The following is a 26,073-nucleotide window of genomic DNA, read 5'->3' on the forward strand; positions in this document are numbered from 1 at the left end:
TAGGGTTACCAGTTAACAATGCCCGCTTTTGGCACGCAGCGGACATTGCTGACTGAGCTGAAGGTCCGCTGTGAGCGAGGAACGGACTAAATGCTCATCTCAGCGGTCAAAGGATATTTTTCTTTGGCCGTTCTCTTTATAGAGAAAAGATTATCTGTTAGTTTTATTCTGAATATCTTTGATTACATCGAGGTAATACTCTTTTTCCTTCCCTTTGAACACTAACCCGAAATCATGATTAATTATAACCCCAACACTTTTCAAAAGATCGATTTTTGGTTTGGAAGCAGCGTTATTATAATAATAACCAGGGATGTAATATGTCACCTCATATTGCAAGCTTATTTTCTTTGCAATTCTAGTCCTTTCTCTAAATGTAAGTAACCACCAAAGATCAATTTCAACAAAATCCAAATTCAAGCCTAAGATATATACATCCTTAGTAAAAAAATCATCGATCCAGCTATTACCAATATCATTTGCTTGCAACCGTTTTGTAAGCGGCTCGTTGAACGATTTATTGGAATACTGACTTCCGGTAGTTGTATACCCCCGCATGCTTTGCAAATAACCACTGTAATGTTCATAGCCAAGAATTATTGAGCTTGGGTTATTCACTGCTCCATGTATATGCCATATGTTTTTGTTTTTCACCTGATAATGCCTGAAAATATTATATTTACTTTCTTTTATTACACCTTCATTTTTTAAATCATCAGGCTTGATGCTGTCGTCTAAACAATATTCAAAAGCTAAATCATAGTTTGTTGTTAAAATATTATTGCATTCTAACCCTATTATTCTTTGATGGATTTCATTTGGTTTTATTGTATTTATCTTTGATGCGATGGAATCTTTTATTTTATTTTCTGAAAATCCATTCGCTTGTTTATTTGAAATATTAAAATAAATCTCTTCATAGGCTAGTGGAAATGGTTTTTCATGCGTGTCAATTTTTATCCCATATGTTGCCCCTAGGTTATTTAAAACATCAAGCCAAGAATTTCCATTTGTAATATTATTTATGCCATTTCCAATAAGTAGTGAATAATCGCGCATTTCTATCCCTTATGTTAGATACATTTTTTACACTATACTACTGATATTTATTCTAATACCAGTCATTGGCATGTTCGACACCGATAAGTTTGATCTTGCCTAGCAACTAATGTTTTCGAATATGCCTCCCCATGAAAGTCTTAGACAACTATACCTATTAATATCCTACAGAGTGTACTTCGTAGTCAGAAAATGAGAACGAGATAACATCAGTTCATTGGTTTACTCCCTACGCAGTTTATGAGTTAGCACCGTCCGCTTCTGGCACAAAGCGGCCAGACTCGGCAGATCGGTAACAATTGTCCAACAAAAATGCCAGCAATCCGTTGCCCTGGAAAGTAATCCGATAACATCCGCTCCTTCGGATAAAGGAAATATCTGCTACCGATTCACTTTTTGCTTTTCCTCCGCGGCTAAGCTTGCTCTCAGCACGAGATAACCGGGTGGGGCAGTGCGGTCACTGCTGCAACACGCCACTGACCAACAGGGTGAAAACCTCAATCGCTTTGGGTAATGCCTGCTTCGGATCGTCACTCGCGGCCACCCACTGGGCGGCATTCAGTGCGGCACCATTTAATAACCAGGCGGTGGCATCAACGTCTACCGGTTTGATGACGCCACGTTCAATCAGGTCTGAAAGGCTTTCGCGAGTGGCGTCGAGGCAGGTATTCTGACTTGGCCATTTTGTCGGATCCCCAAGAAAAGCTGGGCCATCAAGCAGAACGATACGCCGGACTTCTTCATCCAGCGCCATCTTGATATAAGCTATCCCTTCGGCCAGAAGCTTTTGCTGGTCATCACCGGATTGCGCCGCTGCATGTTTGGCGCCTTGCGCCATTTCAGAATCAATCTGGGTCACCACCGCGGCAAGTAACCCTTTTTTATCCCCAAAATTATGGTAGAGGGCGCCACGCGTCAGGCCGACGCTGGCGGTCAAATCATCCATCGAAGCTGCCGCAAATCCTTTTTCAGCGAAGGCTTTTCGTGCAGCCGCAATCAACTTTGTGCGGGTTTCTTCCATCGTTTCGGCGCGGCGTTTGGCTGCCATACGGGCTCCTTATCCTGTACGCCGCGCAGGATGTTTGACATACGCGGCGTATGTGTGATTAAGTTGACATACGCCGCGTATCTTAATTCATTTATGGATGCCACGCATCCGCTGTTGCACATCCAAAGAAAGGATATGTTATGAACCAACCGAAACCTGTTTTCCCTGCAAATCGCCACGCACTCTATGAACAGCATGGTTATTCCGCAGCGATCCGCTCTGGTGATTTACTGTTTGTTTCCGGACAGGTGGGTAGCCGGGAGGACGGTACACCCGAGCCCGACTTTACTACGCAGGTAGAGCGTGCTTTCGAGAATCTCAAGGCTACGCTTGCCGCCGCGGGATGCACGTTTGACGATCTTATCGATGTGACCACCTTTCATACCGATCCGGAGAATCAATTTCCAGCCATTATGCAGGTGAAAAGCAGCATTTTCCCGAAGCCCCCGTATCCGAACTGGACAGCCGTGGGGGTTAACTGGCTTGCAGGATTTGATTTTGAGATAAAGGTTATCGCCCGCATTCCTGAACATTAAGAAGGCAAACGATGCACAGAGATATCAAGAGAAACGATATCTCACCGATCCGGAATGGCTACTCTTAACTGTTTTTGGATTCAGTCATTAGCAGCCTGACAATTCTGTCTATCATAAAAGGCGCAGCCTGATTAAGCTCCCGATCGCTTAATAGCTTCGCGGCAACGCTTAATGCGAAACGGTGAACGGCATCATTGTTCTCTACGCACGCCGTGTGGCCGCGATCTTCATTCGCGTGAATGACGTTGGATAATTCGCGAATGTTACGCACTGGGGCCGCTGGGCTGTGCCTGTCCGGAAATGGGATAACTGCCATACACTCTCCACTACAGGGATATGTTTTGAAGTGAAACCATCCTAGTAGTAGGATGGGGTGGTGTCAATGATATCAGGCGGCTTTTTCCCGTTGGCCCTTTGCGGGCCCGGCTATTTGACATTCTTGTTGCCGCTCAGTAGGTTGTCCCGGCGGGACGCGCCTGTCACAGACAGCACATTTTTTCACTGGATTGAACACTGGAGCGTGAAATGATCGAACGTTCGCCGAAAGCGCGCGAAATTATGGCAAATACGAGGCAGCTGCTCACAACGGGTGGGTACAAAAGCTTTAGCTATGCCGATCTTGCGGAGCGCGTGGGTATCCGCAAAGCCAGTATCCACCATCATTTTCCGGGCAAAGAAGATTTAGTCGAAGCTGTAGTGCAGGAATACCGTGCAGAAGCACGGAGTGGCATGGAAGCGATGGATCGCCAAACCAACGATCCTCTGATCAAAGTGAAAGGCTATGCTGATTTCTGGTCGGCCTGTATTAAAGAGGGGGCTTCACCATTTTGTATCTGTGTGATGCTGGCCGTTGAACTTCCGACCTTACCTGCAGATATTGCCGCAGAAGTGACCGGCCATTTTAACGATCTCTCTGACTGGCTGACCGCAGTACTGAGTGCTGGCGAAGCGCAAGGCGTTTTCACTCTCAGCGAAAGTGCCGAAGTCGAAGCCAGGGCTCTCATGGCGGGCATGCATGGTGCCATGCTGGCAGCCCGGGCGTTTAATAATCCGCACGTCTTTGAGCAGATTGCCTATCCACTGATCGATAAGGTTCTCACCGCAGCCTGAAGGACGCCCGGTTATTGACCGGGCTGTGCCTGTTTTCAACACGTCTTTCACTTTCCCGCGCCTTGACGATCCTTTTGTAACGGTTAGCGTAAAACATATTGATCTTTTATCTACCTACTAGTAGGTTTGTTATCGGGTGAGGCATGCTACGCTGCTTCGTTTGTTAAATATGCCAGGTTAAGAGGTCTATATGTCCGACACTATCCACCACGGGAATCAGCAGAACTGGCTACAACAGTATTATTTTATCCGGACGGCTTTCTCCGTTTTATGGGTTATTGCCGTGTTCACCGCTGGCCTGTCTTCGCCTGTTGGCGCAGCGATTTTGCTCATTCTTTACCCCGCATGGGATGCAATGGCGAATTATATTGATGCAAGAAAAAGCGGGGGATTTGGCCGCAACCGGATGCAGACCGTTAATATTATCGTTAGCGTTATAACAACGCTGGCCGTCGTGTTGGCTCTTAAAAGCAATATAAATGATGTCATTCGGGTATTCGGCTGCTGGGCGATATTATCCGGTCTGCTGCAGCTGGGCGCGGCAACACAGCGCTGGAAACATTATGGTGCGCAATGGAGCATGATATTAAGTGGCGCACAGTCTGCACTTGCAGGCGCGTTTTTTATCTATCAGGCCCGGACGCCTGAGCCACCGTCAGTAGCAAATATCGCGGGGTATGCTGCGTTTGGTGCCGTCTATTTTTGCCTGTCAGCCCTGACGTTAACATTCCGAAAAAAAAGAGAAGCGAAACGGTCATGCTGATTTCAGGCACGACGCGTCATCACCCCCTGCACGTTTCGTTTTGACATATCGTGAGCAGAATGAGTTAACAATATGAACAGTAAAGTACATTTAAACAGACAAACGGTTGTACGTCTGGCGCTGGTCGGAATTATTCCCCTGATCCTTTTTTTATTATTCCTGTGGACTGGCGGTTGGCTGACGCCTCAACGTCTGACGTCGGATAAGCTCGTTGATGTATTACAGCAGTCGGGTGGAGTACATAAAGGCTATCGCCGTAATCATGCTAAAGGCATGTGTGTGCTGGGCTCGTTTATCTCAAACGGGAATGCCAGTGTGCTTTCACGTGCCTCCCTGTTCAGCAAAGGTGAAACCGCTGTCACAGGGCGTTTTGCCATTGCAGGCGGGGCTCCGGCTGCACCGGATTATACCGTGCCCGTTCGGAGTATGGCGCTCTCCTTTCAGCAGTCGAATGGTGAGCAGTGGCGCACCGGTATGAACGCCATGCCATTTTTCCCCGTCAGTTCCGTTGAGAGTTTCTTTGAACTCCAGACGGCTACCCTGCCGGATGCCGCAACCGGAAAACCGAACCCGGAAAAATTACGTTCCTTTGTCATGAACCATCCGGAAATAAAACCGTTTTTTGCGTGGGCAAAGCAATACACACCCTCCTCAAGCTGGGCCAGCGATCGCTTTAACAGCCTGAATGCTTTTCGCCTGATTGATAAGGCAGGCCATGAACAACTTGTACGCTGGAGCATGGTGCCTCATGCCGGATTTACTCCGATAAGCGACGCCGATAAACAGAACAGCGATTTCCTGCAACAGGATCTTCAGCATCGTCTGGGGCAGGGCGCGCTGAAATGGGATTTAGTGTTCACGCTTGCTCAGGCAGGTGATAAAGGCGACGACGCCACCAAAGCATGGCCTGCCGACAGGAAAACGATTAATGCCGGAACGTTAGTCTTAAACAAGGCTATCCCTCAACAGCAGGGACCCTGTAATGACATCAACTATGACCCGTTGATTTTACCCGACGGTATGGCACCGTCCGCTGACCCGATACTTAACGCACGCTCATCGGCTTATGCCAAATCCTATAACCTGCGCACCCATGAACAGGCGCAACAGAAGGGAGAGACGTTATGAAACAGGCCGTCTATTTTCATCCGGCTCTGCGCGTCCTGCACTGGCTGATGGCCGCAGCCATTCTCATGATGTTGTTTATCGGTGTTGCGATGGTCTCGATCGTCTCCTCCGCGCACAGCCTGCTGGTGTCGATCCACAAGCCTCTCGGGGTGATGATATTGCTTCTGGTCATCGTGCGATTATGGCTGCGATTCACGACGGCCAAGCCCGCGTTGCCAGCGTCCATTCCGGCCTGGCAGCGAGGTATGGCCCATCTCTCGCATTGGATGCTCTATCTGATGATGGTGGCCCAGCCGCTGATAGGCTGGGCAATGCTCTCAGCAGCAGGGTATCCCGTCACGCTGGGTAACGGCATCGTTCTGCCGCCGATCATGGACATCAGTAATGATCGGTATGCGATACTGCGGCCACTTCATACCTGGGTTGCCCTGGCGTTATTCGCGATGATAATGCTTCACCTTGCCGCTGCGCTGCTTCACGCTTTCGTACTGCGTGACGGCGTCTTCAGCAGTATGACTGGCCACCGTAAACCCTAGGCTCACGCTATCGCCGTGGCGGGGTCGGCAAGCATCGTATCGGCGATATCCATCATGACCCGCAGGCGATCCATATGCCGGAGGTCGGAGTGATACCCTACCCAGATATCTTTGGACGGCGGTGGCTCCGGCATGCTGATGGCCTGCAACCCGGTGATGGCATCACCCAATGGACGCGGTAATACGGCGATGCCCATCCCCCGACTGCACATCTGCGCCTGCACGGCCCGGCTGGTGCTGGTGAAGACGCGCGGGGAATGTGGGAACCTGTCCAGCAGCCAGGCCACGTCAGAAAAGTGGGATTGGGCCGTATTCATCAGAATCAGCCCCACTGCGGCCGGGTCGTGTCGGGCGATATCGGCGATGTCTGGCGTCCCGTAAAGCGCATAGGGAATGCGCATCAGGCGGCGCTGGACTATATCGGGTTCGGTAAAGGGCACGATGCGAAACGCAATGTCGGCATCACGTCGCGACAGATTGAGTAAGCGGTAGCTCGCGATAAGTTCAGGGACAATCGCCGGATGACGACGCGTCAGCTCGCTCAGGACAGGTGCCAGAACATAGTTCGCAAACCACTCTGCTGACGATATCCGTAAGAGGCCTTCAAGACGGTCGTGATTTCCTGCCAGGCGTCGTTCCATCGCCAGCGCGGAGTTTTCTACCGCTTCTGCCAGCTTCAGAACCCTGTCGCCTGCGTCGGTCAGGACCAGGCCCTCCTTGGTCCGGCGAAAGAGGGCTTGCTGAGCCTCATCCTCAAGCGCCTTTATCCGGCGACCCACCGTAGGATGGCTCACACCAAGGCTTCGGGCCGCTTCGCCGAAAGAGCGCTTACGCATAACTGCAAGAAATACCCGGACATCACCCCATTCCATGTCAGTCTCTCACCGTACAAAAATGAACATTGAATATACAAAAGTGGCAGTTCTAAAACAACTTTGTCGATATCAATATGACCTTCTCAACCACACCGCCACGGGCGGTAAATCAGGAAGCTGAAGACATGAACAAATTAAAAGACAAAGTTGCCATCGTCACCGGTGGCTCCAAAGGTATCGGAGCAGGTATTGCTCGTCAGCTGGCGGCTGACGGCGCGAAGGTCATTGTTAATTACGCCTCAAGCAGAAGCGATGCGGATAAGGTCGTTGCCGATATCGAAGCCGCGGGTGGAAAGGCCATGGCGGTTGCGGCGGACATCACCTGCCAGACCGAGGTTGAGGCGCTGATCAACGCGGCTGTAAGCCATTACGGGCGGCTGGACATTGTGGTGAACAATGCAGGCGTTTATGCCTTCGCGAGGATCGAAGAGAGCACCGAAACGCTGTTTCGCAGGCAGTTTGATATCAACGTGCTGGGCCCGTTGCTGGTGGCTGGGGCGGCTGCGCCGCATCTGACAAAAGGCAGCAGCATCATCAATATCAGCTCATTCGTCACCCGCGTCTTTATTCCTGAGAGCGCCATCTACAGCGGCACCAAGGGCGCGATTGACGCCATTACCGGCGTACTCTCACGCGAACTCGGCCCGCGCGGCATTCGCGTCAACGCGGTCAATCCCGGCCTTATCGAAACGGAAGGGAGTCATAGCGCGGGCGCGATGAACTCGGATTTCCAGACATGGAATGAAAGCCAGACGCCGCTTGGCCGCATCGGCCATGTGCAGGATGTGGCCCCGATTGTTTCATTTCTCGCCTCAGACGATGCGGCCTGGGTGACCGGCGAGGTGATTCTGGCCTCTGGCGGCATGCGTTGAGCTAAGCCACGCGGCGGCCGCCCACAATCCACAATAATGTCTCTTAACGGGGCACAGAACCGTTATCTATGGAGTGTTCTATGTCGACACATACCCTCACGCAAGCCGAGCCCCGTCGCTGGGCAATGTTTATTATCCTGCTGGTTGGCGCATTTTTGCCTCCGCTCGATTTTTTTATTGTCAATGTGGCACTGCCTGCAATTCAGGGCGAGCTGAGCGCCACGTCCTCTGCTGAACAGCTCGTCATTTCGTCCTATGCTGCCGTTTACTCGGTAACATTAATCACCGGCGGACGGTTGGGAGATATTTACGGTCGCGGGAAGATGTTTTTTCTGGGGCTCATCGGTTTTGCTGCGGCATCGCTGTTGTGCGGTTTAGCCTGGTCGCCGTGGGTTCTGATAACCGGACGCATATTACAGGGCGCTACGGCCGCGATTATGGCTCCCCAGGCGCTGGCTTCCGTTCAGGCTATTTTTCCGGAGGCGGAAAAACCGCTCGCGCTGAGTATCTATGGCGCGGTGTTTGGTCTGGCTTCCGTTATCGGGCAGGTATTGGGCGGAGCCCTGCTTTCAGCGGATCTGTTTCATCTGGGATGGCGGGTTATTTTTCTGGTTAACCTGCCGGTGGCGATGCTGGTCATTCTTTTTGGGCTGCCGCTGCTAAAAGAGACGCGCGCGCAATCTGCACAGCGTCTGGATCCCGTCGGTATGCTGCTGGCAACCGTCACGCTGAGTGCGCTGATTGTGCCGTTAATTGAAGGCCGGGAAGCGGGATGGCCCTGGTGGACGTGGCTGTCATTTCTTGCTGTGCCTCTGCTGGCCAGGCTGCTGTGGCGTTATGAGCGGCATCTTAGCCAGAGCGGTGGTTCACCGCTGCTCGATCCTTCCGTGCTGCGCGCGCCAGGGCTGGGGCGGGGGCTCACAGTCATTTTGCTGTTTTATTCGATTGGTGCCTTCTTTCTGTTATTTTCTGTTTATCTCCAGGATGCGTTGCATATAAACGCCCTGACGGCGGGACTGATTTTTTTGCCCTTTGGCATCGGCTTTCTGATCGGACCGTTGCTGACGCCGTACCTGAGGCGTTTTGTCGGAAATTACTTAAGCGCCATCGGGATGGGCTGCGAGACGGTGGGGCTGGCAGGCCTTGCGTGGCTGGTTGCCCACACGCTGACAGGGCGCCCGCCAGCCATGTTGCCGCTCGCGGCACTGCTTTTTGTTACCGGTCTTGGACAGGGGCTGGCGATGCCGACGCTGGTGCGCATGGTGACAGGCCGCGTGGCGCCCGCGTTCTCAGGCACGATCGCCGGCGTGACCAGCTCGACTCTGCAAATTAGCACCGCGCTGAGCGTTGCCATCATCGGCGGCATTTTTTACAGCATGTTAGACGCTGGAAAAAGTGAAGCCACTATCACGCATGCTTTTATCGTCTCCCTTCTGACAATGGCGGTATGCCTTGCCATAGGCGCAGGACTCAGCGTCCGGCTTATCAGATATGCTTCGTGGGGACGTTTTCCTGAGCATAAATCAACGTGTTAAAAGAGACATCATCATGAAAAAATCGATAGTTCCTGACGCATTCCAGCATTACTTCGATGACTGGCACTTTTCCCCCGTCATTGAAGCCGATGGCACAGTCTATCTCTCAGGGGTGACCGCAGCGCGCAGGGACAAACCCATAAGCAAGGAGCCGGAAGAACAGTTTCATGATGCCTTTTATAAGCTGGGTGTGTATCTGAACGCTGCTGGCTTAGGCTATGAAAACATTCTTGAGATGACCACTTTTCATATTGATCTCAAGAAACATATCGCTGTTTTTTCTAAAGTGAAGGATGAGTATGTCAAGGCGCCATACCCGGCATGGTCTGCCATCGGTGTATCAGAGTTCATTCCGGAAAATGCCCTGGTGGAAATGCGGATCGTAGCAAAAAGATAGTTTCGGTCGTAAGGGCTAAAAAGAAGGCTTGCTCGCCACCCGCGAGCAAGCCACTTCCTTAGCGGTATAGCGTCTTTTCCGCAACCGGAATAAGTAACGCAGAACGCCAGTCCGCGAGCGTCAGCTGCGCGAGCTGACCCAGCGCGGTATAAAACGGATGCCCGGCGTTGTCGACAAACACCGACAGGAAGCGGGTGCTCCACGGCAGCAGGTGCCACGCCAGAAGCCGATCGCACTCCGCTTCGCGGCCATTCTCGGCCAGCCACGCCGCCAGCAGCAGCAAGGTGCCGAAATGGTCTTCCGGTTCATTTTGCTGCATCTCAAAAGCGATATTATTCTCACGCATCCACTGGCGCAGCGAGAGCGTCGAGTCGCCAAACAGTACGGATTCGCGGTCAAGCCAGACGGAACCCCACGGCGGTGCGGGCAGGGCATAAGGGCCAATAAACAGCCGTTGCCACGCATCCGTCAGCGTCTCATCGGAAGAAGAGGCAAAGGTATCGGCAACGGGCTGCAGCATTTCCGATGGCAGGGGCCAGTCCTGAACCCATTCGCCAGCGGTAAGCACCCGCACCAGCGGCGCAGCCTGCTCGCTGTCGGGAGAAAAATAAAACAGTGCGCCCAATACCCGGGCACTAAACGCGAACGATTCACGTGGTGAGACATCTCTCATTACAACCTTCCTTTCTCGCGCGGAAGATGTCCGCGCGACTGTGTTAACCGATAATACTGACCATAGAATAACCCGCGGTCTCGCGTTTCACCCTCTACACCTTCTCGATCTGCACCAGATTGGTGTGCTGCGGGTTGCCTTTTGCCAACGGCGACGGGCGGTGCGTGGTCAGCGTGTTGATGCACGAACCGTGGTCGATACGATCGCCACTCATATTGGCATCGTGCCACGCTCCCTGGCCCATGGCGCTCACGCCGGGCATGATGCGTGGCGTCACTTTCGCTTCAATTCGCACCTCGCCGCGACGATTAAAGACGCGCACCGTATCGCCGTTCTTGATGCCGCGTTTTTCGGCATCGACAGGATTAAGCCAGACCTCCTGGCGGCAGGCCGCTTTCAGCACGTCGACGTTGCCGTAGCTCGAGTGGGTACGGGCTTTGAAGTGGAAGCCAAACAACTGCAGCGGGAACTGCGCGCGCTCGGGGGCATCCCATCCGTCAAAGGTCGATGCGTAGACGGGAAGGGGGCTGATGGTCTCATCCTTTTCCAGCTCCCAGGTGGCGGCAATGTCCGCCAGCCTGCTGGAGTAGATTTCAATCTTGCCCGATGGCGTTTTCAGCGGATTGGCCTCCGGGTTCTCGCGGAATTTTTTATAGGCCACAAAGTGTCCGTTCGGATCGTTGCGCTTATAAATGCCCATTTTTTTCAGCGCGTCATAGGACGGAAGCTTAGGGTCTTTCTCAAGCATTTTGGCATACAGGAACTGCAGCCACTGTTCCTGCGTGCGTCCTTCGGTGAATTTCTGGTGGATGTCCGGCCCGAGGCGTTTTGCCACTTCGCTCATGATCCAGTAGATAGGCTTACGCTCAAACTTCGGCGCCGTCACGGGCTGGAGGAAAATCAGGTAGCCCATGTTGCCTGCATAATCATTAGGAATAATGTCTTCCTGCTCGACGGTCATCAGGTCCGGCAACACGATATCGGCGTACTTCGCTGACGAGGTCATGAAGTTGTCGATGACGACAATCATTTCGCACTTGCTTTCGTCCTGCAGGATCTCGTGAGTTTTATTGATATCAGAGTGCTGGTTAATAATGGTGTTGCCCGCGTAGTTCCAGATGAACTTAATCGGCACGTCCAGCTTATCCTTACCGCGCACGCCGTCGCGCAGGGCGGTCATCTCCGGCCCGCGGGCGATGGCGTCCGTCCAGCTGAAGCAGGAGATTTGCGTTTTGACCGGGTTGTCCGGGAGCGGCATACGTTCAATGGTGATGGTGTAGGTTGACTCACGCGCGCCGCTGTTGCCGCCGTTAATCCCCACGTTTCCGGTGAGAATGGGTAGCATCGCGATGGCGCGAGACGTCAGCTCGCCGTTCGCCTGGCGCTGTGGTCCCCAGCCCTGACAGATATACGCCGGTTTTGCGGAGCCGATTTCGCGGGCAAGCTTAACGATGCGATCCGCTGGAATGCCGGTAATACGGGAAGCCCACTCAGGGGTTTTCGCCGTGTGGTCATCACCCTGGCCGAGAATATAGGCTTTGTAGTGACCGTTAGCGGGAGCCCCTTCCGGCAGCGTTTTTTCGTCATAGCCGACGCAGTATTTATCCAGGAACGGCTGGTCCACCAGGTTTTCGTCGATCAATACCCATGCGATGCCCGCAACCAGAGCGGCATCGGTACCCGGACGAATAGGGATCCACTCATCTTCACGTCCGGCGGCGGTGTCGGTATAGCGCGGGTCAATGACGATCAAGCGCGCGTTGGAGCGCTCGCGCGCCTGCTCCAGATACCAGGTAATCCCGCCGCCGCTCATGCGCGTTTCAGCCGGATTATTGCCGAACATCACCACCAGTTTGGTGTTTTCAATGTCAGAGGTGCTGTTCCCGTCGTTGCTGCCGTAGGTGTAAGGCATTGCGCAGGCGATTTGCGCCGTGCTGTAAGTGCCGTAGTGGCTCAGGAAACCGCCGTAGCAGTTCATCAGGCGCGCCACCAGCGAAGCGTAAGGGGAGGAGCGGGTGATATTGCCGCCGACAATGCCGGAGGAGTAGTTAATGTAAACCGCTTCGTTGCCGTATTTGTCGACCACGTCTTTCAGGCTGGCGGTGATGGCGTTTAGCGCTTCGTCCCATGTGATGCGCTCAAACTTGCCTTCGCCGCGTTTGCCCACGCGTTTCATCGGGTAGTTCAGACGATCGGGGTGATTGATACGACGGCGAATAGAACGTCCGCGCAGGCAGGCACGCACCTGATGGTTACCGTAAATATCCTCGCCGGTGTTGTCCGTTTCGACCCAGTAGACCTCATCGTCGCGAACGTGCAGGCGCAGTGCGCAGCGGCTTCCGCAGTTGACCGAACAGGCTCCCCACACCACTTTATCTTCCGCAGGCTGGACGGCGTTTTGCACTGCAGCAGCGGCAGTTTTCAAACCAAACGGTAATGAGAGTCCACCCGCGGCAAGCGCCAGTGAACCCATCGCTGTAGATTTAACAAGCGTTCGGCGGCTAATACCGCCGTGATGATCGACCTCAGACATGGCTCACCCCAACATTGAGATTACGTATTATTTTTACCCGTGATTACAACCGGGCTAATGATGGGGTGAGTGTTACTTATTTTGAGGTACTAAATGTTAATCCTTATCAAATGAATGGACATTGAGCGGGAAGTTACTGAGGTTCACTCGGTGCATTGTCCTGGCTCCCAGAGGCAGCGCCACTTCCTGTGCGGGTGTATAAAATTTTAAAGGTGTCGTTGGCGCAATGCCCAACCACCTGCGCATCCGGCTGATCTGCCTGATCGTTTGGCACGATGTTCAGCGTAAAGCCAGACTCAGGCACGCCGTTGTTGACGATCTTCTGCTGAATGTCGCTTTTCACGCGCTCGCAGGAATCCGGTGCCGCCAGCGCGGCGGTTGAAGCACTCATTAACAGCAGGGCGGTAATCCAGGGTAACCGTTTCATCTGTAGCTCCTTTCTCTGTGTAGAGATTAATTTTAGCAGGGTTCGTGTAAACATCTGTATTTGCTAATATGATTGGGAATAATCTCTCTGAAACGGTAATAAATGTGAAGAAATACGCAGCGATAACGCTACTGGCAGCAACACTGGTGGGGTGCGACAACAACTCCGCGCCGCTGTCGTATACGCCTGAGATGGCGAGTTTTTCTAATGAATTCGATTTCGACCCGCTGCGCGGTCCGGTGAAAGACTTTACCCAGACCCTGTTTAACGACAAGGGTGAAGTGTCCAAGCGCGTGACCGGTACCCTGTCGACAGAAGGGTGCTTTGATACGCTGGAACTGCACGATCTTGAGAACAACACCGGCGTGGCGCTGGTGCTGGATGCAAATTACTACCTGGATGCCGAAACCCAACAGCAGAAGGTGAAGCTGCAGGGGAAATGTCAGCTGGCGGAATTACCCTCAGCCGGGGTGACGTGGGAGACCGACGATAATGGATTCGTCGTCGCGGCGCACGGCAAGGAGATGGAAGTGAAGTACCGCTACGATGCGGATGGCTATCCGCTGGGCAAAACCACCGTTTCTGGGGACCAGCACTTATCCGTACAGTCGACACCGTCGAAGGATCTGCGCAAAAGAATGGACTTCTCGGCCGTGAGTTTGTTGAATGACAAGCCGCTCGGGAATGTGAAGCAGAGCTGCGACTACGATAGACATAATAACCCGGTGAGTTGCGATCTGACGATCACCGATGACAGCGTTAAGCCCGCCGTTGAGCGCAAGTACACCATTCAGAACAGCATCGACTACTACTGAGCGGTCAGACCGCTGACAGCGTGCATTTTGTGCGTTTCGCCCGGCGGCGCTACGCTTGCACGGGCCTACAATGAAACGTGCAATCTATTGATATTTTTGCACAATGTAGGCCGGGTAAGCATAGCGCCACCCGGCAAGAAAGACCGCTCAACTGCCTATAACAGGATTTGTCATTAATCTCATTGCGCGGTAGGTTTCAGCAGGCTGGCGCCTGACGGCTTGTGTCCGGCCAGGTGCTGGTGCTGGAAGATGCACATACGGATGGTGTTTCGGTATTCGCCGTTGATAAAGAACTCGTGAATCAGTTCACCTTCCACCATAAAGCCCAGCTTGCGGTAGATATGGATCGCTTTCTCGTTCTCTTTATCCACGATGAGATAAAGCTTATAGAGGTTCAGGACGTTGAATCCGTAATCCATCGCCAGCTTTGCCGCCCGTGAGGCAAGACCTTTCCCCTGGTGCTCAGGCGAAATGATGATCTGAAACTCCGCCCGACGGTGAACGTGGTTGATCTCCACCAGCTCGACCAGACCGGCTTTTTCACCTTCACACTCCACCACAAAACGGCGTTCGCTCTGATCGTGAATGTGCTTATCGTAAAGATCCGACAGCTCGACGAAGGCCTCGTAAGGCTCTTCGAACCAGTAGCGCATCACGCTGGCATTGTTGTCGAGCTGGTGGACGAAACGGAGATCTTCACGCTCCAGCGGGCGAAGCTTAATGTCATACAGTGCTGGCATCAGGGTGCAACCGTGCGGCCAGTGCGGCGATCCAGGCAGCGCAAGGTGTTTGGCTCCCAGTAGGCGTTGACGTTGGCACTTTGCTGGCACTTATCACGCGCGTCGAAAGCGACATCTTCTTTGTCCCACTCTTTCTCGGCACGCGTGTTGACCTTCTGACGAAGGCTGCGAGTGTCATTCCATTGTTCTTTGTCCATCGCCGCGTTCTGACGGCTCTGTGCGCTATCGCCGGATTCAATAATCAGCTTGCTGGTTTCGGCTGTCGCCGTCGCGGTGAAAGCGAGCGTTGACAGCGCCAGCGCGGCGGTCAGACAAAGGCGTTTGCTTAATGTAGTCATAGCGTTTCCTTTTTAATGGGGGGCAGATAATCACGTTACCCTGTTCAGATTCTACACCAAAGCGAGATAGCGTCATACCCGCGGTTATCATCGGGTAAGATGGTTAAATCAATCCTCACCAGAAGAGAATTATGTTCAAAACCACGCTGCTTTTTTTTGCCACCGCGCTCTGCGAAATCATCGGTTGCTTCTTGCCCTGGCTTTGGCTGAAGAAGGGGGCATCCGTGTTGCTGCTCATCCCCGCGGCTGTTGCGCTGGCGCTGTTCGTCTGGCTGTTAACACTGCATCCGGCCGCGAGCGGACGCGTCTACGCCGCGTACGGCGGTGTCTATGTCTGTACTGCGCTGCTGTGGCTACGCGTCGTGGATGGGGTCAAACTCAGCGTCTATGACTGGGCCGGTGCCCTGGTTGCGCTCTGCGGGATGCTGATCATCGTGGCGGGATGGGGGCGCACCTGAGCGCTCTGATTTTGTGATCGCTCGCTGATATTATGATCAATATACTTGTATGGTAGTTGCATAATTGCGTAAATTTCCTGCATCACAACATGCGATGTAAGGAAATGGATTATGAAGATTGTCGGGGCTGAAGTCTTTGTCACCTGCCCAGGGCGTAACTTTGTCACCCTCAAAATCACCACTGATGAGGGGCTCGTGGGTCTTGGCGACGCCACCCTGAACGGACGCGAACTCTCTGTAGCGTCCTATTTGAAAGATCACCTCTGTCCCCAGCTGATTGGCCGTGATGCCCACCGCATCGAGGACATCTGGCAGTTTTTCTATAAAGGGGCTTACTGGCGTCGCGGCCCGGTCACCATGTCGGCCATCTCCGCCGTTGATATGGCGCTCTGGGATATCAAAGCGAAAGCGGCCAACATGCCGCTCTATCAGCTGCTGGGCGGCGCATCCCGTGAAGGGGTAATGGTCTACTGCCACACCACCGGACACACCATTGACGACGTGCTGGAAGATTACGCCCGTCATAAAGAGATGGGCTTTAAGGCGATCCGCGTGCAGTGCGGCGTGCCGGGCATGAAAACCACTTACGGCATGTCCAAAGGGAAAGGCCTTGCCTACGAACCTGCCACCAAAGGCGACTGGCCAGAAGAGCAGCTCTGGTCCACTGAGAAATACCTCGATTTCACACCAAAGCTGTTCGACGCGGTGCGCAGTCAATTCGGTTTCAACGAACATCTCCTGCACGACATGCACCATCGCCTGACGCCAATCGAAGCGGCGCGCTTCGGCAAGAGCATTGAAGAGTTCCGCATGTTCTGGATGGAAGACCCAACGCCTGCGGAAAATCAGGAATGCTTCCGCCTGATCCGCCAGCATACCGTCACGCCAATTGCGGTGGGTGAGGTGTTCAACAGCATCTGGGACTGCAAGCAGCTGATTGAAGAGCAGCTTATCGACTATATCCGCACCACCATCACTCACGCGGGCGGGATCACCGGGATGCGCCGCATTGCAGACTTCGCCTCGCTCTACCAGGTGCGCACCGGCTCGCACGGACCGTCCGATCTGTCGCCAATCTGTCACGCCGCCGCGCTGCATTTCGACCTGTGGGTGCCGAATTTCGGCGTGCAGGAATACATGGGCTACTCCGAACAGATGCTGGACGTCTTCCCCCACAGCTGGCGCTTTGATAATGGCTACATGCATCCGGGCGACAAACCGGGGCTGGGCATTGAGTTTGATGAAAAACTGGCCGCGAAATACCCCTATGACCCGGCCTATCTGCCGGTGGCCCGTCTTGAAGACGGCACGCTGTGGAACTGGTAACCGAGGAACGAACGATGAAAAGCGTAGTGATTCAACAGCCGAACCAGCTGGTGATTGAAGAGCGTCCACGCCTGGAGCCAGGCGCAGGGGAAGTCCGCGTCAAAATCATGCTGGCAGGGATTTGCGGTTCAGACAGCCATATCTACCGTGGACATAATCCGTTTGCGAAATATCCGCGCGTGATCGGCCACGAGTTCTTCGGCGTGATTGACGCCGTGGGCGAAGGCGTCGACAGCGCGCGACTGGGTCAGCGCGTCTCGGTTGATCCGGTGATCAGCTGCGGACACTGCTACCCGTGTTCCGTCGGGAAACCGAACGTCTGCACCTCACTGGTGGTACTGGGCGTCCACCGCGACGGCGGCTTCAGCGAATATGCGGCAGTGCCCGCTAAAAATGCCTGGCCGATCCCGGATGCGATCCCGGATAAACACGCCGTCATGGTTGAACCCTTCACCATTGCCGCCAACGTGACGGGGCAGGCGAAACCCACCGAACAGGATATTGCGCTGATTTACGGTGCGGGCCCGATGGGGCTGGTCACCGTGCAGGCGCTGAAGGGCGTTTATAAGGTGAAGCAGGTTATCGTCGTCGACCGCATTGATGAGCGGCTGGCAATGGCTCAGCGCAGCGGCGCGGACTGGGTCTTTAACAACGGCGAGCAGTCGCTGCAGGCCGTACTGGAAGAAAGAGGCATCAAACCGACGTTAATCATTGATGCCGCCTGTCATCCATCGATTTTACAGGAAGCCATTACCCTGGCCTCCCCGGCGGCGCGCATCGTGCTGATGGGCTTCTCCAGCGAGCCGAGCCAGATTGTGCAGCAGGGCATCACCGGCAAAGAACTGGCGATCTTCTCTTCGCGCCTCAACGCCAACAAATTCCCGGTCGTGATTGACTGGCTGGAAAAGGGGCTGATCGACCCGGAAAAACTGATCACCCATACCTTTGACTATCACCACGTAACAGACGCCATCGAACTGTTTGAAAAAGACCAGCGGCAGTGCTGCAAAGTCTTGCTCACGTTCGGTCAATAATAAAGCACGCGGTTAAGAGCCTGCGCAGACAGGCTCTGTGTGGTACGCATCTTACCTTTTAGAGATAGCCATTATGACGCAAGCACAACCTCAACGAACCACCTCCGATCTGGTGAAAGCTGCCGTTTCCGGCTGGCTGGGCACCGCGCTGGAGTTTATGGATTTCCAGCTTTATTCGCTGGGTGCCGCCCTGGTATTCCACGAAATCTTCTTCCCGGAACAGTCTGCCGCGATGGCGCTGATTCTGGCGATGGGGACCTACGGTGCGGGCTATATCGCGCGTATCGTCGGGGCTTTCATCTTCGGCAGAATGGGTGACAGCATTGGCCGTAAAAAGGTGCTGTTCATTACCATCACCATGATGGGGATCTGCACCACGCTGATTGGCGTGCTGCCGACCTACGCGCAGATTGGGATTTTCGCGCCGGTCCTGCTGGTGACGCTGCGCATTATTCAGGGGCTGGGCGCTGGCGCGGAGATATCTGGCGCTGGCACGATGCTCGCGGAATACGCTCCGAAGGGGAAACGCGGCATTATCTCCTCGCTGGTGGCGATGGGGACCAACTGCGGGACGCTAAGCGCAACGGCCATCTGGGCTGTCATGTTCTTTGCCCTCGACCGTGAAGAACTTGTCGCCTGGGGCTGGCGCGTACCTTTCCTCGCCAGTGTCGTGGTGATGATTTTCGCCATCTGGCTGCGTATGAATCTCAAGGAAAGCCCGGTCTTTGAGAAAGTGAACGACGCAGAAACTGTCTCGCCGGTGGCTGCCCAGGAAAACGCCCTGGGTGCGATGTTCAAAAGCAAATCCTTCTGGCTGGCAACCGGGCTGCGCTTCGGACAGGCGGGTAACTCGGGTCTGATTCAGACGTTCCTGGCGGGCTATCTGGTACAGACGCTGCTGTTCGATAAGGCAATTCCCACCGATGCACTGATGATTAGCTCTGTCCTCGGGTTCATCACCATTCCTCTACTGGGCTGGCTGTCTGACAAGGTAGGGCGTCGGCTGCCGTACATCATCGTTAACACCTCCGCCATTCTTTTGGCTTACCCCATGTTGTCGATTATCGTCGATAAGAGCTACGCGCCGGGGACAATCATGCTTTCCATTATCGTCATTCATAACATTTCGGTACTGGGGCTGTTTGCGCTGGAAAACATCACCATGGCAGAGATGTTTGGCTCACGTAATCGCTTTACCCGCATGGCTATCTCCAAAGAGGCGGGCGGGCTGGTGGCGGTGGGCTTTGGTCCGGTACTGGCGGGGATCTTCTGCAACATGACCGGATCCTGGTGGCCGATTGTCGCCATGCTGGTGGCCTATTCCGTGATTGGGCTGGTCTCGGCAATCCTGATGCCGGAAGTGCGTGACCGTGACTTGAGCGCGGCAGAAGATGCGGCGGAAGCGCCCCCGCGCGAATCAGTTGGCTATGGCGCACTCTCGTCACGACGTTAATGGTTTATATCCTGAGTGACTTGTCACATAACTTTTCGATCATGTCACACCACATGGACAAAAGTTAATATAAATCAATATCTGAAATTGAAGTATCAGTATGGTTGATGGCAGTTATTTTTTTACCCCAACTGCCATTCTAGTTGGTGTAGTCAGCAGGCGCTGCCGCTTCGCAAGGAGAGCGGCAGCGGATCGCAGCTTTCATTAATTAACGAGTCTCAATCATGGAAAACCGGTTATTACAGGCGAAAGCGACGCTGCCTCAGTACGATCGCGGCAGCCTCAAAGCGCGCATTGTTCATTTAGGGTTTGGCGCATTTCACCGTGCGCATCAGGCAGTTTATACCGATATTCTGGCGGCTGAACACGGCAGCGACTGGGGATACTGCGAAGTGAATCTGATTGGTGGCGAACAGCAAATTGCCGATCTCAATGCGCAGGATAACCTCTACACCGTCGCGGAGATGTCTGCCGATGCATGGACTTCGCGCGTCGTCGGCGTGGTCAAAAAAGCACTGCACGCGCAGGTTGATGGGCTGGAAACCGTGCTGGCGGCGATGTGTGAACCTCAGGTCGCCATTGTCTCCCTGACCATCACCGAGAAAGGCTACTGCCACTCCCCGGCGACCGGACAACTGATGCTCGATCATCCGTTAATCGCCGCCGACCTGGAAAACCCGCTTCAGCCGAAATCTGCCCCTGGCGTCGTGGTTGAAGCGCTGGCGCGTCGTAAAGCGGCGGGTCTGCCTGCTTTCAGCGTAATGTCCTGCGACAACATGCCGGAGAATGGTCACGTCATGCGTAACGTAACCTGCGCCTACGCGCGCGCCGTAGACGGCGAACTGGCGGACTGGATAGAAGCCAACGTCACCTTCCCGTCAACGATGGTGGATCGCATTGTGCCTGCAGTCACCGCCGATACGTTGGATAAAATCGAGCAGTTGACCGGCGTGCGCGATCCGGCAGGCGTGGCCTGCGAGCCGTTCCGCCAGTGGGTTATCGAAGACAACTTTGTTGCTGGCCGTCCGCAGTGGGAAAAAGCAGGTGCCGAGCTGGTTGCAGATGTCATCCCGTTCGAAGAGATGAAGCTGCGTATGCTCAACGGCAGCCACTCGTTCCTGGCCTATCTCGGCTATCTGGCGGGGTATCAGCACATCAACGACTGCATGGAAGATGAAAACTACCGTGTAGCCGCGCACGCGCTGATGCTAAAAGAGCAGGCTCCCACGCTGAAAGTGAAAGGCGTTGATTTAGGCCATTATGCTGACCTGCTGATTGCGCGCTACAGCAACCCGGCACTGCGTCACCGCACCTGGCAGATCGCGATGGACGGCAGCCAGAAGCTGCCGCAGCGTATGCTGGACTCTGTGCGCTGGCACCGGGTGCACCAGAAGCCTTTCCCGCTGCTGGCGCTGGGCGTGGCCGGCTGGATGCGTTACGTCGGCGGTGTGGACGAGCAGGGTAATGCCATTGAGGTGAGCGACCCGCAGCTGGCGGTGATTCAGGCGGCAGTAAAGGGAAGCGCAGAGGGGCAAAGTCGCGTTAAGGCGCTGTTGGGCATTGAAGCCATTTTTGGAAACGAACTGCCGCAGGATGCCGTGTTTGTGAATGCGGTGATGGAGGCCTATCAAACGCTGCTGGATAAAGGCGCGAAAGCCACAGTGGCGCAGTACGCGGTACAACCGTAATTTATTTCATGCCGCCGCTGGCGGCGGCATGAACCTGCACGCTTAGTGCATTCCCAGACGAATCAGTTCGATCGGTTCGTACCTACCTTCACTTCCTTCCACTTCAACCGTTTTGCTGCGGCGCACCTGCGCGGCGTCCAGCCCCTCACTGTGAATCGCTTTAATCACGCCGGTGCGGCCGGTGCCGCTAATCATGACCCGGCTGCCGGTGGTTATGGCGTTACGGTTACGGTCGTATGTCATCATGGTATTTTCTCCTCTCTTACTCTTCGCTACGGCACTATTTTTACCTTCTGCCGTTCACGGGCATTATTAATACGCCTCTCGCCGCATAAATTATTTGCTTTTGATCAAAGTCACACTTTTTTCATCCCCAGTGCAGCCCGCTGACGGTTCCGGACGGTAATTTACAAAGCCGACAATTATTTTCCTAAATGGATAATTTCACCCTGCAAGCGTTGAGGGTTTGTTTATATTGCCAATGGCACTCTTGAGTCAGGAAATAATCCTCTCATCGGAATAAGGAGTCAGGCTTATGTACAAGAAAATATTGATGCCTGTAGACGTGTTTGAAATGGACTTGAGCGATAAAGCGGTACGCCACGCGGCCAATCTGGCAAAAGCCGAAGGCGCGTCGATTACCCTGGTCAACATTCTGCCTAACAGCAGCCGCTCGCTGCTGCGCGGATTCAACGCGGACATAAAGAAGTTTGAAGAGTATATGACCGCGGAGTCTGAGAAAAAAATGACGGCGTTAAAGCGGCTCTTCGATATTTCGCCGAATGATATTCACTGCAAAGTATGCTTTGGCAACGTGCGTGATGAAATTATCAAGCTCAGCAAAGAAGGGGAGTATGACGTTATTGTCATCGGATCGAAAAACCCGAGCATCACCACCCATCTGCTGGGGTCAAACGCGGAATCTATTCTGCGCTACGCCACGATTCCGGTATTAGTCGTTCGCTAATCACATCGCCGCACCCGAAAGGTGGCGGCGAATATTATTCTTCGCTAAACCACTCGCTATTTTCCTGGCGGATTAGCTGGACCGATTCGCTAATTTCCTGCAGATGCAGCGTCATCGCGTTTTCCACGCCGTCCGCGTCGCGTTTTTCCAGCGCGCTGAAAATATCATGGTGTTGGCGGAGCAGCATTTCCGGCGGGGAAACATGGTCAAGGCTCATGTAGCGCACGCGGTCGATGGTGGCTTTGATGTTTTCGATGGTATCCCACGCCAGCTGACAATCCGCAATTTGCGCCAGTTTCTGGTGGAATTCGTCATCAAGCTGGAAGAAGTCGTTGAGCTGCTTACGGTCAATCGCAATCCGCTGCTGATGCAGGTTTTGCTCCAGCAGGTAACACTGGTTGTTATCGATAAGCGCTGCGGCGCGACGTGCAACTGCGCATTCAATGGCCTGGCGGACGAAACAGCCATTACGGACTTGCGAAAGGGAAATCTTATTTACATAGCTGCCTCGCTGGGGGCGGATCTGAATCAGGCCATTTTCAGCAAGTTTGATAAACGCCTCACGCACCGGCTGACGGGACACGTCAAAACGCACCGAGACCTCTTTTTCAGAGAGCGGCGTTCCCGGCGGGATCAGGCAGTGGACGATATCGCGTCGTAAAATACGATAGATTTGCTGGTTAACGGGCTGGGTAGGATTGAGTTGTGATTCAGCGGCCATGGGTTGCGATTTCTCAGAGAGTTAACCTGAACATACTACCATTCTTTTGCCTGCCATCACATACCCGGCCCGCAGGCCGGGAAGGGCCTAATTAGCCTCTATGGACGCTAAGTCCGGCAAAGCTCTGGCTGACTGGCATCATCTCAACGGTGTTGATGTTGACGTGTTTTGGCAGCGTCGCCACCCACCAGACTGTTTCAGTGATGTCTTCTGGCGTCAGGGCATTGGCGTTTTCGTAGGTTTTGTCCGCTTTCACGTCATCGCCTTTAAAACGCACGTTCGAGAACTCGGTCCCACCCACCAGGCCTGGCTCGATATCGGTGACGCGAATGGCGGTGCCGTGCAGGTCGGTGCGCAGGTTAAGGCTGAACTGACGCACAAACGCTTTCGTCGCGCCATAGACGTTGCCGCCCGCGTAAGGCCAGCTCCCGGCAGTCGAGCCGATGTTGATGATGTGACCGCGGTTGCGCTCGACCATACCCGGCAGCACGGCGCGGGTCATATACACCAGCCCTTTGTTGTTGGTGTCGATCATGTTTTCCCAGTCTTCAACGCTGGCTTTGTGGGCGGGCTCCATGCCCAGCGCCAGACCGGCATTGTTAACCAGCACGTCGATGGCGCGCCATTCTGCTGGCAGATTAGCAATCATCTCTTCAATAGCCGCGCGGTTACGCACGTCCAGCTGCGCGGTCAGGATGCTGTCACCTAACTCATCTTTCAGCTCCTGCAGGCGCTCCTGACGGCGACCGGTCGCAATCACCTTGTGTCCGTTGGCGACGAAGCGACGCGTGATGCTTTCACCAAAACCCGCTGTCGCCCCGGTAACTAAAATAATCATCTCACTGTTCCTCAACGCTTTTTGTGTTGTATTAACATAGCACGCTCTCAGGCACGCCGTTAAGGCAACATTTGTATGACGCCATTGCAGGCCAGGGCTGCCTGTCCTACTCTGGGGAGATATACCGTTCTCAGGAGTGAAAGATGTCGGCCAATAACCCTTTTTTTGACATTAGCCTGTTGCCTTATCAGGCGCCGCGTTTTGATGAGATTAACGATAGCCACTATCGCCCGGTCTTCGATGAAGCGCTTCGCCAGAAGCGGGCGGACATTGCTGCCATTGTCGCTCAGGCCGTTGCGCCAGACTTCACCAACACCGTGCTGGCGCTGGAGAAAAGCGGCGCCATGCTTTCCCGCGTAAACAGCGTATTCTTCGCCATGGCCTCCGCGCACACCAATGCGTACCTGCAGGAGCTGGAGGAGCAGTTCTCTACCGAACTTGCCGCGCTGGCGAACGATATCTGGCTGAATGACACCCTTTTCGCCCGCGTGGAGAGCGTCTGGCAGGATCGTGCTGCGCTGGACGCTGAATCTCGTCGGCTGGTCGAGGAGACATTCCAGCGGTTTATTTTGGCCGGTGCGCGTCTGAATGAAACGGAAAAGGCCGAGCTGAAGGCGCTGAATACCGAGGCGGCCTCCCTGACCAGCCAGTTTAATCAGCGTCTGCTGGCTGCCGATAAGACGGGCGGGCTGGTGGTGGATTATGCGCACCAGCTTGATGGGCTGAGCGCCGCTGAGATCGCTGATGCTGCGCAGGCTGCCGCGGATCGAGGGCTAAAGGATCGCTGGCTGATCCCGCTCCTGAACACCACCCAGCAGCCCGCGCTTTCAGCGCTGCGTAATCGTCAGACGCGCGAAAACCTGTTCAACGCAGGCTGGACGCGTACCCAGAAAGGGGATGAAAACGACACTCGCGAGCTGATCCTTCGCCTCACGGCGCTGCGTGCGCGGCAGGCCCGGCTGCTCGGATTTGACGATTACGCCAGCTGGAGTACCGCCGACCAGATGGCGAAATCCCCGGAGGCCGCGCTGGAATTTATGCGCGGCATTGTGCCGGCCGCCCGTGCGCGTGCGGAACGCGAGCAGGCCGATATTCAGAAGGTCATTAATGACGAGCAGGATGGTTTCACCGTGCAGGCCTGGGACTGGGCTTTTTACGCGGAGCGCGTGCGCCAGGCAAAATATGCCCTCGATGAGTCGCAAATCCGGCCCTATTTCGCGCTCAACACCGTGCTGCAGGATGGCGTATTTTGGGCGGCAAGCCAGCTGTTTGGCATCCGCTTCGTCGAGCGCTTCGATATTCCGGTTTATCACCCGGACGTCCGCGTATGGGAGATTTTCGACCACACGGGTGAAGGTATGGCGCTGTTTTACGGCGACTTCTTTGCTCGCGATTCCAAGCAGGGCGGGGCGTGGATGGGGAATTTCGTCGAGCAATCTTTCGAGTTTGCCGCCCGTCCGGTGATCTACAACGTCTGTAACTACCAAAAGCCGGCTAACGGCGGCGTTGCGCTTCTTTCCTGGGACGACGTGATAACCCTCTTCCACGAGTTTGGCCATACGCTGCACGGACTGTTTGCCAGCCAGCGTTTCGCCACGCTGTCCGGTACCAATACCCCGCGTGACTTCGTTGAATTCCCGTCGCAAATCAACGAGCACTGGGCCAGCCATCCGCAGGTATTTACCCACTACGCCCGCCATTACGAAACCGGCGAACCGATGCCGGACGCGCTGCGGGAAAGCATGCTCAACGCGACGCATTTCAACAAGGGCTATGACATGACGGAACTGCTGGGGGCCGCGCTGCTGGATATGAACTGGCACGGCATCGGTGCAGCCGTTTCGAGCGTAGAAGATTTTGAAGCGGCAGCGTTGAAAAAAGAGGGGCTGGATCTGCCCGCCGTGCCACCGCGCTATCGCAGCAGCTATTTTGCCCATATTTTTGGCGGGGGCTACGCGGCAGGGTATTACGCCTACCTGTGGACGCAGATGCTGGCCGACGACGGCTATCAGTGGTTTGTCGAGCAGGGTGGTTTGACTCGCGAAAATGGACAGAAATTCCGCGAGGCGATTTTGTCCCGTGGTAACAGTACGGATTTAGCTGAACTGTACCGTAACTGGCGTGGGCACGATCCGAAGATTGAGCCTATGCTGGAAAATCGCGGGTTAAACGAGTAGCGTGAATTTTGCTGAATATAGAACCG

28 protein-coding genes are annotated in these 26,073 nt (G+C 54.3%); 16 read left to right on the plus strand and 12 right to left on the minus strand.

Features of this window, described 5'->3' with window-relative positions; all coding sequences use genetic code 11:
- Positions 1-150: 150 nt before the first annotated feature.
- Both KW829_RS10480 and KW829_RS10485 read right to left on the minus strand, forming a co-directional pair.
- The gene (locus KW829_RS10480) at positions 151-1,059 is read right to left on the minus strand and encodes an SIR2 family protein (protein ID WP_218308160.1); all 909 of its coding nucleotides are present in this window, start codon (positions 1,057-1,059) and stop codon (positions 151-153) included.
- Positions 1,060-1,516: 457 nt separating this feature from the next.
- On the minus strand, positions 1,517-2,107 hold the full coding sequence (locus KW829_RS10485; protein WP_010430627.1) for a TetR/AcrR family transcriptional regulator: 591 nt from the start codon (positions 2,105-2,107) through the stop codon (positions 1,517-1,519).
- 140 nt (positions 2,108-2,247) lie between these two features.
- On the opposite strand from KW829_RS10485, the gene KW829_RS10490 reads away from it, so the two are divergent.
- On the plus strand, positions 2,248-2,643 hold the full coding sequence (locus KW829_RS10490) for a RidA family protein (RefSeq protein WP_010430630.1): 396 nt from the start codon (positions 2,248-2,250) through the stop codon (positions 2,641-2,643).
- Between the two features lie 64 nt (positions 2,644-2,707).
- On the opposite strand, the gene KW829_RS10495 is transcribed toward KW829_RS10490, so the two are convergent.
- Positions 2,708-2,959, minus strand: a complete 252-nt coding sequence (locus tag KW829_RS10495; protein ID WP_218308161.1) for a hypothetical protein — start codon at positions 2,957-2,959, stop codon at positions 2,708-2,710.
- Positions 2,960-3,168: 209 nt separating this feature from the next.
- Between KW829_RS10495 and KW829_RS10500 the strand changes: the two genes are divergently transcribed.
- The 4 genes from KW829_RS10500 to KW829_RS10515 all read left to right on the plus strand — a co-directional run bounded on the left by KW829_RS10500 (position 3,169) and on the right by KW829_RS10515 (position 6,180).
- Positions 3,169-3,753 (plus strand): TetR/AcrR family transcriptional regulator, encoded by a 585-nt coding sequence (locus KW829_RS10500; protein WP_218308162.1) that lies wholly within the window; start codon positions 3,169-3,171, stop codon positions 3,751-3,753.
- Between the two features lie 190 nt (positions 3,754-3,943).
- Complete coding sequence (locus KW829_RS10505) at positions 3,944-4,516, plus strand: DUF308 domain-containing protein (protein WP_218308163.1); 573 nt, start codon at positions 3,944-3,946, stop codon at positions 4,514-4,516.
- Between the two features lie 72 nt (positions 4,517-4,588).
- Positions 4,589-5,644 (plus strand): catalase family peroxidase, encoded by a 1,056-nt coding sequence (locus tag KW829_RS10510; RefSeq protein WP_218308164.1) that lies wholly within the window; start codon positions 4,589-4,591, stop codon positions 5,642-5,644.
- Positions 5,641-6,180, plus strand: coding sequence for a cytochrome b (locus KW829_RS10515; protein WP_218308165.1), 540 nt, complete (start codon positions 5,641-5,643; stop codon positions 6,178-6,180). Before KW829_RS10510 ends, KW829_RS10515 begins: the two co-directional genes overlap by 4 nt.
- A gap of 2 nt (positions 6,181-6,182) precedes the next feature.
- Here the strand turns inward: KW829_RS10515 and KW829_RS10520 are convergent, their stop codons facing one another.
- The gene (locus KW829_RS10520; RefSeq protein ID WP_218308166.1) at positions 6,183-7,052 is read right to left on the minus strand and encodes a LysR family transcriptional regulator; all 870 of its coding nucleotides are present in this window, start codon (positions 7,050-7,052) and stop codon (positions 6,183-6,185) included.
- Between the two features lie 128 nt (positions 7,053-7,180).
- Here KW829_RS10520 and KW829_RS10525 point away from each other — a divergent pair, with 128 nt between their 5' ends.
- From KW829_RS10525 to KW829_RS10535, 3 genes are all read left to right on the plus strand, one after another.
- Positions 7,181-7,927 (plus strand): glucose 1-dehydrogenase, encoded by a 747-nt coding sequence (locus KW829_RS10525; RefSeq protein ID WP_218308167.1) that lies wholly within the window; start codon positions 7,181-7,183, stop codon positions 7,925-7,927.
- A gap of 80 nt (positions 7,928-8,007) precedes the next feature.
- Positions 8,008-9,462 carry an MFS transporter gene (locus KW829_RS10530; RefSeq protein ID WP_218308168.1) on the plus strand — a complete coding sequence of 485 codons (1,455 nt, stop codon included), beginning with the start codon at positions 8,008-8,010 and terminating at the stop codon, positions 9,460-9,462.
- A gap of 13 nt (positions 9,463-9,475) precedes the next feature.
- Positions 9,476-9,859, plus strand: a complete 384-nt coding sequence (locus KW829_RS10535; RefSeq protein WP_010430656.1) for a Rid family hydrolase — start codon at positions 9,476-9,478, stop codon at positions 9,857-9,859.
- A 58-nt stretch (positions 9,860-9,917) separates the two neighbouring features.
- Here the strand turns inward: KW829_RS10535 and dmsD are convergent, their stop codons facing one another.
- From dmsD to KW829_RS10550, 3 genes are all read right to left on the minus strand, one after another.
- Positions 9,918-10,532: a Tat proofreading chaperone DmsD gene (dmsD, locus tag KW829_RS10540; protein ID WP_218308169.1), complete on the minus strand. Its 615-nt coding sequence runs from the start codon at positions 10,530-10,532 to the stop codon at positions 9,918-9,920.
- 94 nt (positions 10,533-10,626) lie between these two features.
- Positions 10,627-13,065, minus strand: coding sequence for a selenate/tellurate reductase subunit YnfE (gene ynfE / locus KW829_RS10545; protein WP_218308170.1), 2,439 nt, complete (start codon positions 13,063-13,065; stop codon positions 10,627-10,629).
- A gap of 133 nt (positions 13,066-13,198) precedes the next feature.
- On the minus strand, positions 13,199-13,492 hold the full coding sequence (locus tag KW829_RS10550; RefSeq protein WP_100166774.1) for a DUF1161 domain-containing protein: 294 nt from the start codon (positions 13,490-13,492) through the stop codon (positions 13,199-13,201).
- A 104-nt stretch (positions 13,493-13,596) separates the two neighbouring features.
- On the opposite strand from KW829_RS10550, the gene KW829_RS10555 reads away from it, so the two are divergent.
- Positions 13,597-14,307 carry a YnfC family lipoprotein gene (locus KW829_RS10555; protein WP_100167084.1) on the plus strand — a complete coding sequence of 237 codons (711 nt, stop codon included), beginning with the start codon at positions 13,597-13,599 and terminating at the stop codon, positions 14,305-14,307.
- Between the two features lie 179 nt (positions 14,308-14,486).
- Here KW829_RS10555 and speG read toward each other — a convergent pair whose 3' ends face one another.
- Both speG and KW829_RS10565 read right to left on the minus strand, forming a co-directional pair.
- The gene (gene speG / locus KW829_RS10560; RefSeq protein ID WP_042714685.1) at positions 14,487-15,047 is read right to left on the minus strand and encodes a spermidine N1-acetyltransferase; all 561 of its coding nucleotides are present in this window, start codon (positions 15,045-15,047) and stop codon (positions 14,487-14,489) included.
- On the minus strand, positions 15,047-15,385 hold the full coding sequence (locus KW829_RS10565; RefSeq protein ID WP_042714686.1) for a DUF1283 family protein: 339 nt from the start codon (positions 15,383-15,385) through the stop codon (positions 15,047-15,049). The genes speG and KW829_RS10565 overlap by 1 nt, the downstream gene beginning before the upstream one ends.
- Positions 15,386-15,516: 131 nt before the next feature.
- On the opposite strand from KW829_RS10565, the gene KW829_RS10570 reads away from it, so the two are divergent.
- The 5 genes from KW829_RS10570 to KW829_RS10590 all read left to right on the plus strand — a co-directional run bounded on the left by KW829_RS10570 (position 15,517) and on the right by KW829_RS10590 (position 21,344).
- Positions 15,517-15,843: a YnfA family protein gene (locus KW829_RS10570; protein ID WP_010430670.1), complete on the plus strand. Its 327-nt coding sequence runs from the start codon at positions 15,517-15,519 to the stop codon at positions 15,841-15,843.
- A 111-nt stretch (positions 15,844-15,954) separates the two neighbouring features.
- Positions 15,955-17,169: a D-mannonate dehydratase ManD gene (manD, locus tag KW829_RS10575; RefSeq protein WP_218308171.1), complete on the plus strand. Its 1,215-nt coding sequence runs from the start codon at positions 15,955-15,957 to the stop codon at positions 17,167-17,169.
- Between the two features lie 14 nt (positions 17,170-17,183).
- A complete protein-coding gene (locus KW829_RS10580; protein WP_218308172.1) occupies positions 17,184-18,203 on the plus strand; it encodes a Zn-dependent oxidoreductase in 1,020 nt (339 codons plus the stop codon).
- A gap of 73 nt (positions 18,204-18,276) precedes the next feature.
- Positions 18,277-19,656: an MFS transporter gene (locus KW829_RS10585; RefSeq protein ID WP_218308173.1), complete on the plus strand. Its 1,380-nt coding sequence runs from the start codon at positions 18,277-18,279 to the stop codon at positions 19,654-19,656.
- Positions 19,657-19,880: 224 nt separating this feature from the next.
- The gene (locus tag KW829_RS10590) at positions 19,881-21,344 is read left to right on the plus strand and encodes a mannitol dehydrogenase family protein (protein ID WP_218308174.1); all 1,464 of its coding nucleotides are present in this window, start codon (positions 19,881-19,883) and stop codon (positions 21,342-21,344) included.
- 42 nt (positions 21,345-21,386) lie between these two features.
- On the opposite strand, the gene ydfZ is transcribed toward KW829_RS10590, so the two are convergent.
- Positions 21,387-21,590, minus strand: a complete 204-nt coding sequence (ydfZ, locus tag KW829_RS10595) for a putative selenium delivery protein YdfZ (RefSeq protein ID WP_010430680.1) — start codon at positions 21,588-21,590, stop codon at positions 21,387-21,389.
- 289 nt (positions 21,591-21,879) lie between these two features.
- Between ydfZ and KW829_RS10600 the strand changes: the two genes are divergently transcribed.
- Positions 21,880-22,311 carry a universal stress protein gene (locus KW829_RS10600; protein WP_010430681.1) on the plus strand — a complete coding sequence of 144 codons (432 nt, stop codon included), beginning with the start codon at positions 21,880-21,882 and terminating at the stop codon, positions 22,309-22,311.
- 34 nt (positions 22,312-22,345) lie between these two features.
- Here KW829_RS10600 and KW829_RS10605 read toward each other — a convergent pair whose 3' ends face one another.
- Entirely contained in the window at positions 22,346-23,032 is a 687-nt protein-coding gene (locus KW829_RS10605; protein WP_218308175.1) for a GntR family transcriptional regulator, read from the minus strand.
- A 91-nt stretch (positions 23,033-23,123) separates the two neighbouring features.
- Positions 23,124-23,870 (minus strand): bifunctional NADP-dependent 3-hydroxy acid dehydrogenase/3-hydroxypropionate dehydrogenase YdfG, encoded by a 747-nt coding sequence (gene ydfG / locus KW829_RS10610; protein WP_218308176.1) that lies wholly within the window; start codon positions 23,868-23,870, stop codon positions 23,124-23,126.
- Positions 23,871-24,013: 143 nt separating this feature from the next.
- On the opposite strand from ydfG, the gene dcp reads away from it, so the two are divergent.
- Positions 24,014-26,047: a peptidyl-dipeptidase Dcp gene (gene dcp / locus KW829_RS10615; protein WP_218308177.1), complete on the plus strand. Its 2,034-nt coding sequence runs from the start codon at positions 24,014-24,016 to the stop codon at positions 26,045-26,047.
- Positions 26,048-26,073: the final 26 nt, after the last annotated feature.

This window comes from Enterobacter sp. ENT02 (genome assembly GCF_019219165.1).
GTDB lineage: Bacteria > Pseudomonadota > Gammaproteobacteria > Enterobacterales > Enterobacteriaceae > Enterobacter > Enterobacter mori.

Excerpts from the sequence above, each read along its gene's own strand:
- KW829_RS10480 (WP_218308160.1), bottom strand. The coding sequence starts at position 1,059 with ATGCGCGATTATTCACTACTTATTGGAAATGGCATAAATAATATTACA.
- KW829_RS10485 (WP_010430627.1), bottom strand. The coding sequence starts at position 2,107 with ATGGCAGCCAAACGCCGCGCCGAAACGATGGAAGAAACCCGCACAAAG.
- KW829_RS10490 (WP_010430630.1), top strand. The coding sequence starts at position 2,248 with ATGAACCAACCGAAACCTGTTTTCCCTGCAAATCGCCACGCACTCTAT.
- KW829_RS10495 (WP_218308161.1), bottom strand. The coding sequence starts at position 2,959 with ATGGCAGTTATCCCATTTCCGGACAGGCACAGCCCAGCGGCCCCAGTG.
- KW829_RS10500 (WP_218308162.1), top strand. The coding sequence starts at position 3,169 with ATGATCGAACGTTCGCCGAAAGCGCGCGAAATTATGGCAAATACGAGG.
- KW829_RS10505 (WP_218308163.1), top strand. The coding sequence starts at position 3,944 with ATGTCCGACACTATCCACCACGGGAATCAGCAGAACTGGCTACAACAG.
- KW829_RS10510 (WP_218308164.1), top strand. The coding sequence starts at position 4,589 with ATGAACAGTAAAGTACATTTAAACAGACAAACGGTTGTACGTCTGGCG.
- KW829_RS10515 (WP_218308165.1), top strand. The coding sequence starts at position 5,641 with ATGAAACAGGCCGTCTATTTTCATCCGGCTCTGCGCGTCCTGCACTGG.
- KW829_RS10520 (WP_218308166.1), bottom strand. The coding sequence starts at position 7,052 with ATGGAATGGGGTGATGTCCGGGTATTTCTTGCAGTTATGCGTAAGCGC.
- KW829_RS10525 (WP_218308167.1), top strand. The coding sequence starts at position 7,181 with ATGAACAAATTAAAAGACAAAGTTGCCATCGTCACCGGTGGCTCCAAA.
- KW829_RS10530 (WP_218308168.1), top strand. The coding sequence starts at position 8,008 with ATGTCGACACATACCCTCACGCAAGCCGAGCCCCGTCGCTGGGCAATG.
- KW829_RS10535 (WP_010430656.1), top strand. The coding sequence starts at position 9,476 with ATGAAAAAATCGATAGTTCCTGACGCATTCCAGCATTACTTCGATGAC.
- dmsD (WP_218308169.1), bottom strand. The coding sequence starts at position 10,532 with ATGAGAGATGTCTCACCACGTGAATCGTTCGCGTTTAGTGCCCGGGTA.
- ynfE (WP_218308170.1), bottom strand. The coding sequence starts at position 13,065 with ATGTCTGAGGTCGATCATCACGGCGGTATTAGCCGCCGAACGCTTGTT.
- KW829_RS10550 (WP_100166774.1), bottom strand. The coding sequence starts at position 13,492 with ATGAAACGGTTACCCTGGATTACCGCCCTGCTGTTAATGAGTGCTTCA.
- speG (WP_042714685.1), bottom strand. The coding sequence starts at position 15,047 with ATGCCAGCACTGTATGACATTAAGCTTCGCCCGCTGGAGCGTGAAGAT.
- KW829_RS10565 (WP_042714686.1), bottom strand. The coding sequence starts at position 15,385 with ATGACTACATTAAGCAAACGCCTTTGTCTGACCGCCGCGCTGGCGCTG.
- KW829_RS10570 (WP_010430670.1), top strand. The coding sequence starts at position 15,517 with ATGTTCAAAACCACGCTGCTTTTTTTTGCCACCGCGCTCTGCGAAATC.
- manD (WP_218308171.1), top strand. The coding sequence starts at position 15,955 with ATGAAGATTGTCGGGGCTGAAGTCTTTGTCACCTGCCCAGGGCGTAAC.
- KW829_RS10580 (WP_218308172.1), top strand. The coding sequence starts at position 17,184 with ATGAAAAGCGTAGTGATTCAACAGCCGAACCAGCTGGTGATTGAAGAG.
- KW829_RS10585 (WP_218308173.1), top strand. The coding sequence starts at position 18,277 with ATGACGCAAGCACAACCTCAACGAACCACCTCCGATCTGGTGAAAGCT.
- KW829_RS10590 (WP_218308174.1), top strand. The coding sequence starts at position 19,881 with ATGGAAAACCGGTTATTACAGGCGAAAGCGACGCTGCCTCAGTACGAT.
- ydfZ (WP_010430680.1), bottom strand. The coding sequence starts at position 21,590 with ATGATGACATACGACCGTAACCGTAACGCCATAACCACCGGCAGCCGG.
- KW829_RS10600 (WP_010430681.1), top strand. The coding sequence starts at position 21,880 with ATGTACAAGAAAATATTGATGCCTGTAGACGTGTTTGAAATGGACTTG.
- KW829_RS10605 (WP_218308175.1), bottom strand. The coding sequence starts at position 23,032 with ATGGCCGCTGAATCACAACTCAATCCTACCCAGCCCGTTAACCAGCAA.
- ydfG (WP_218308176.1), bottom strand. The coding sequence starts at position 23,870 with ATGATTATTTTAGTTACCGGGGCGACAGCGGGTTTTGGTGAAAGCATC.
- dcp (WP_218308177.1), top strand. The coding sequence starts at position 24,014 with ATGTCGGCCAATAACCCTTTTTTTGACATTAGCCTGTTGCCTTATCAG.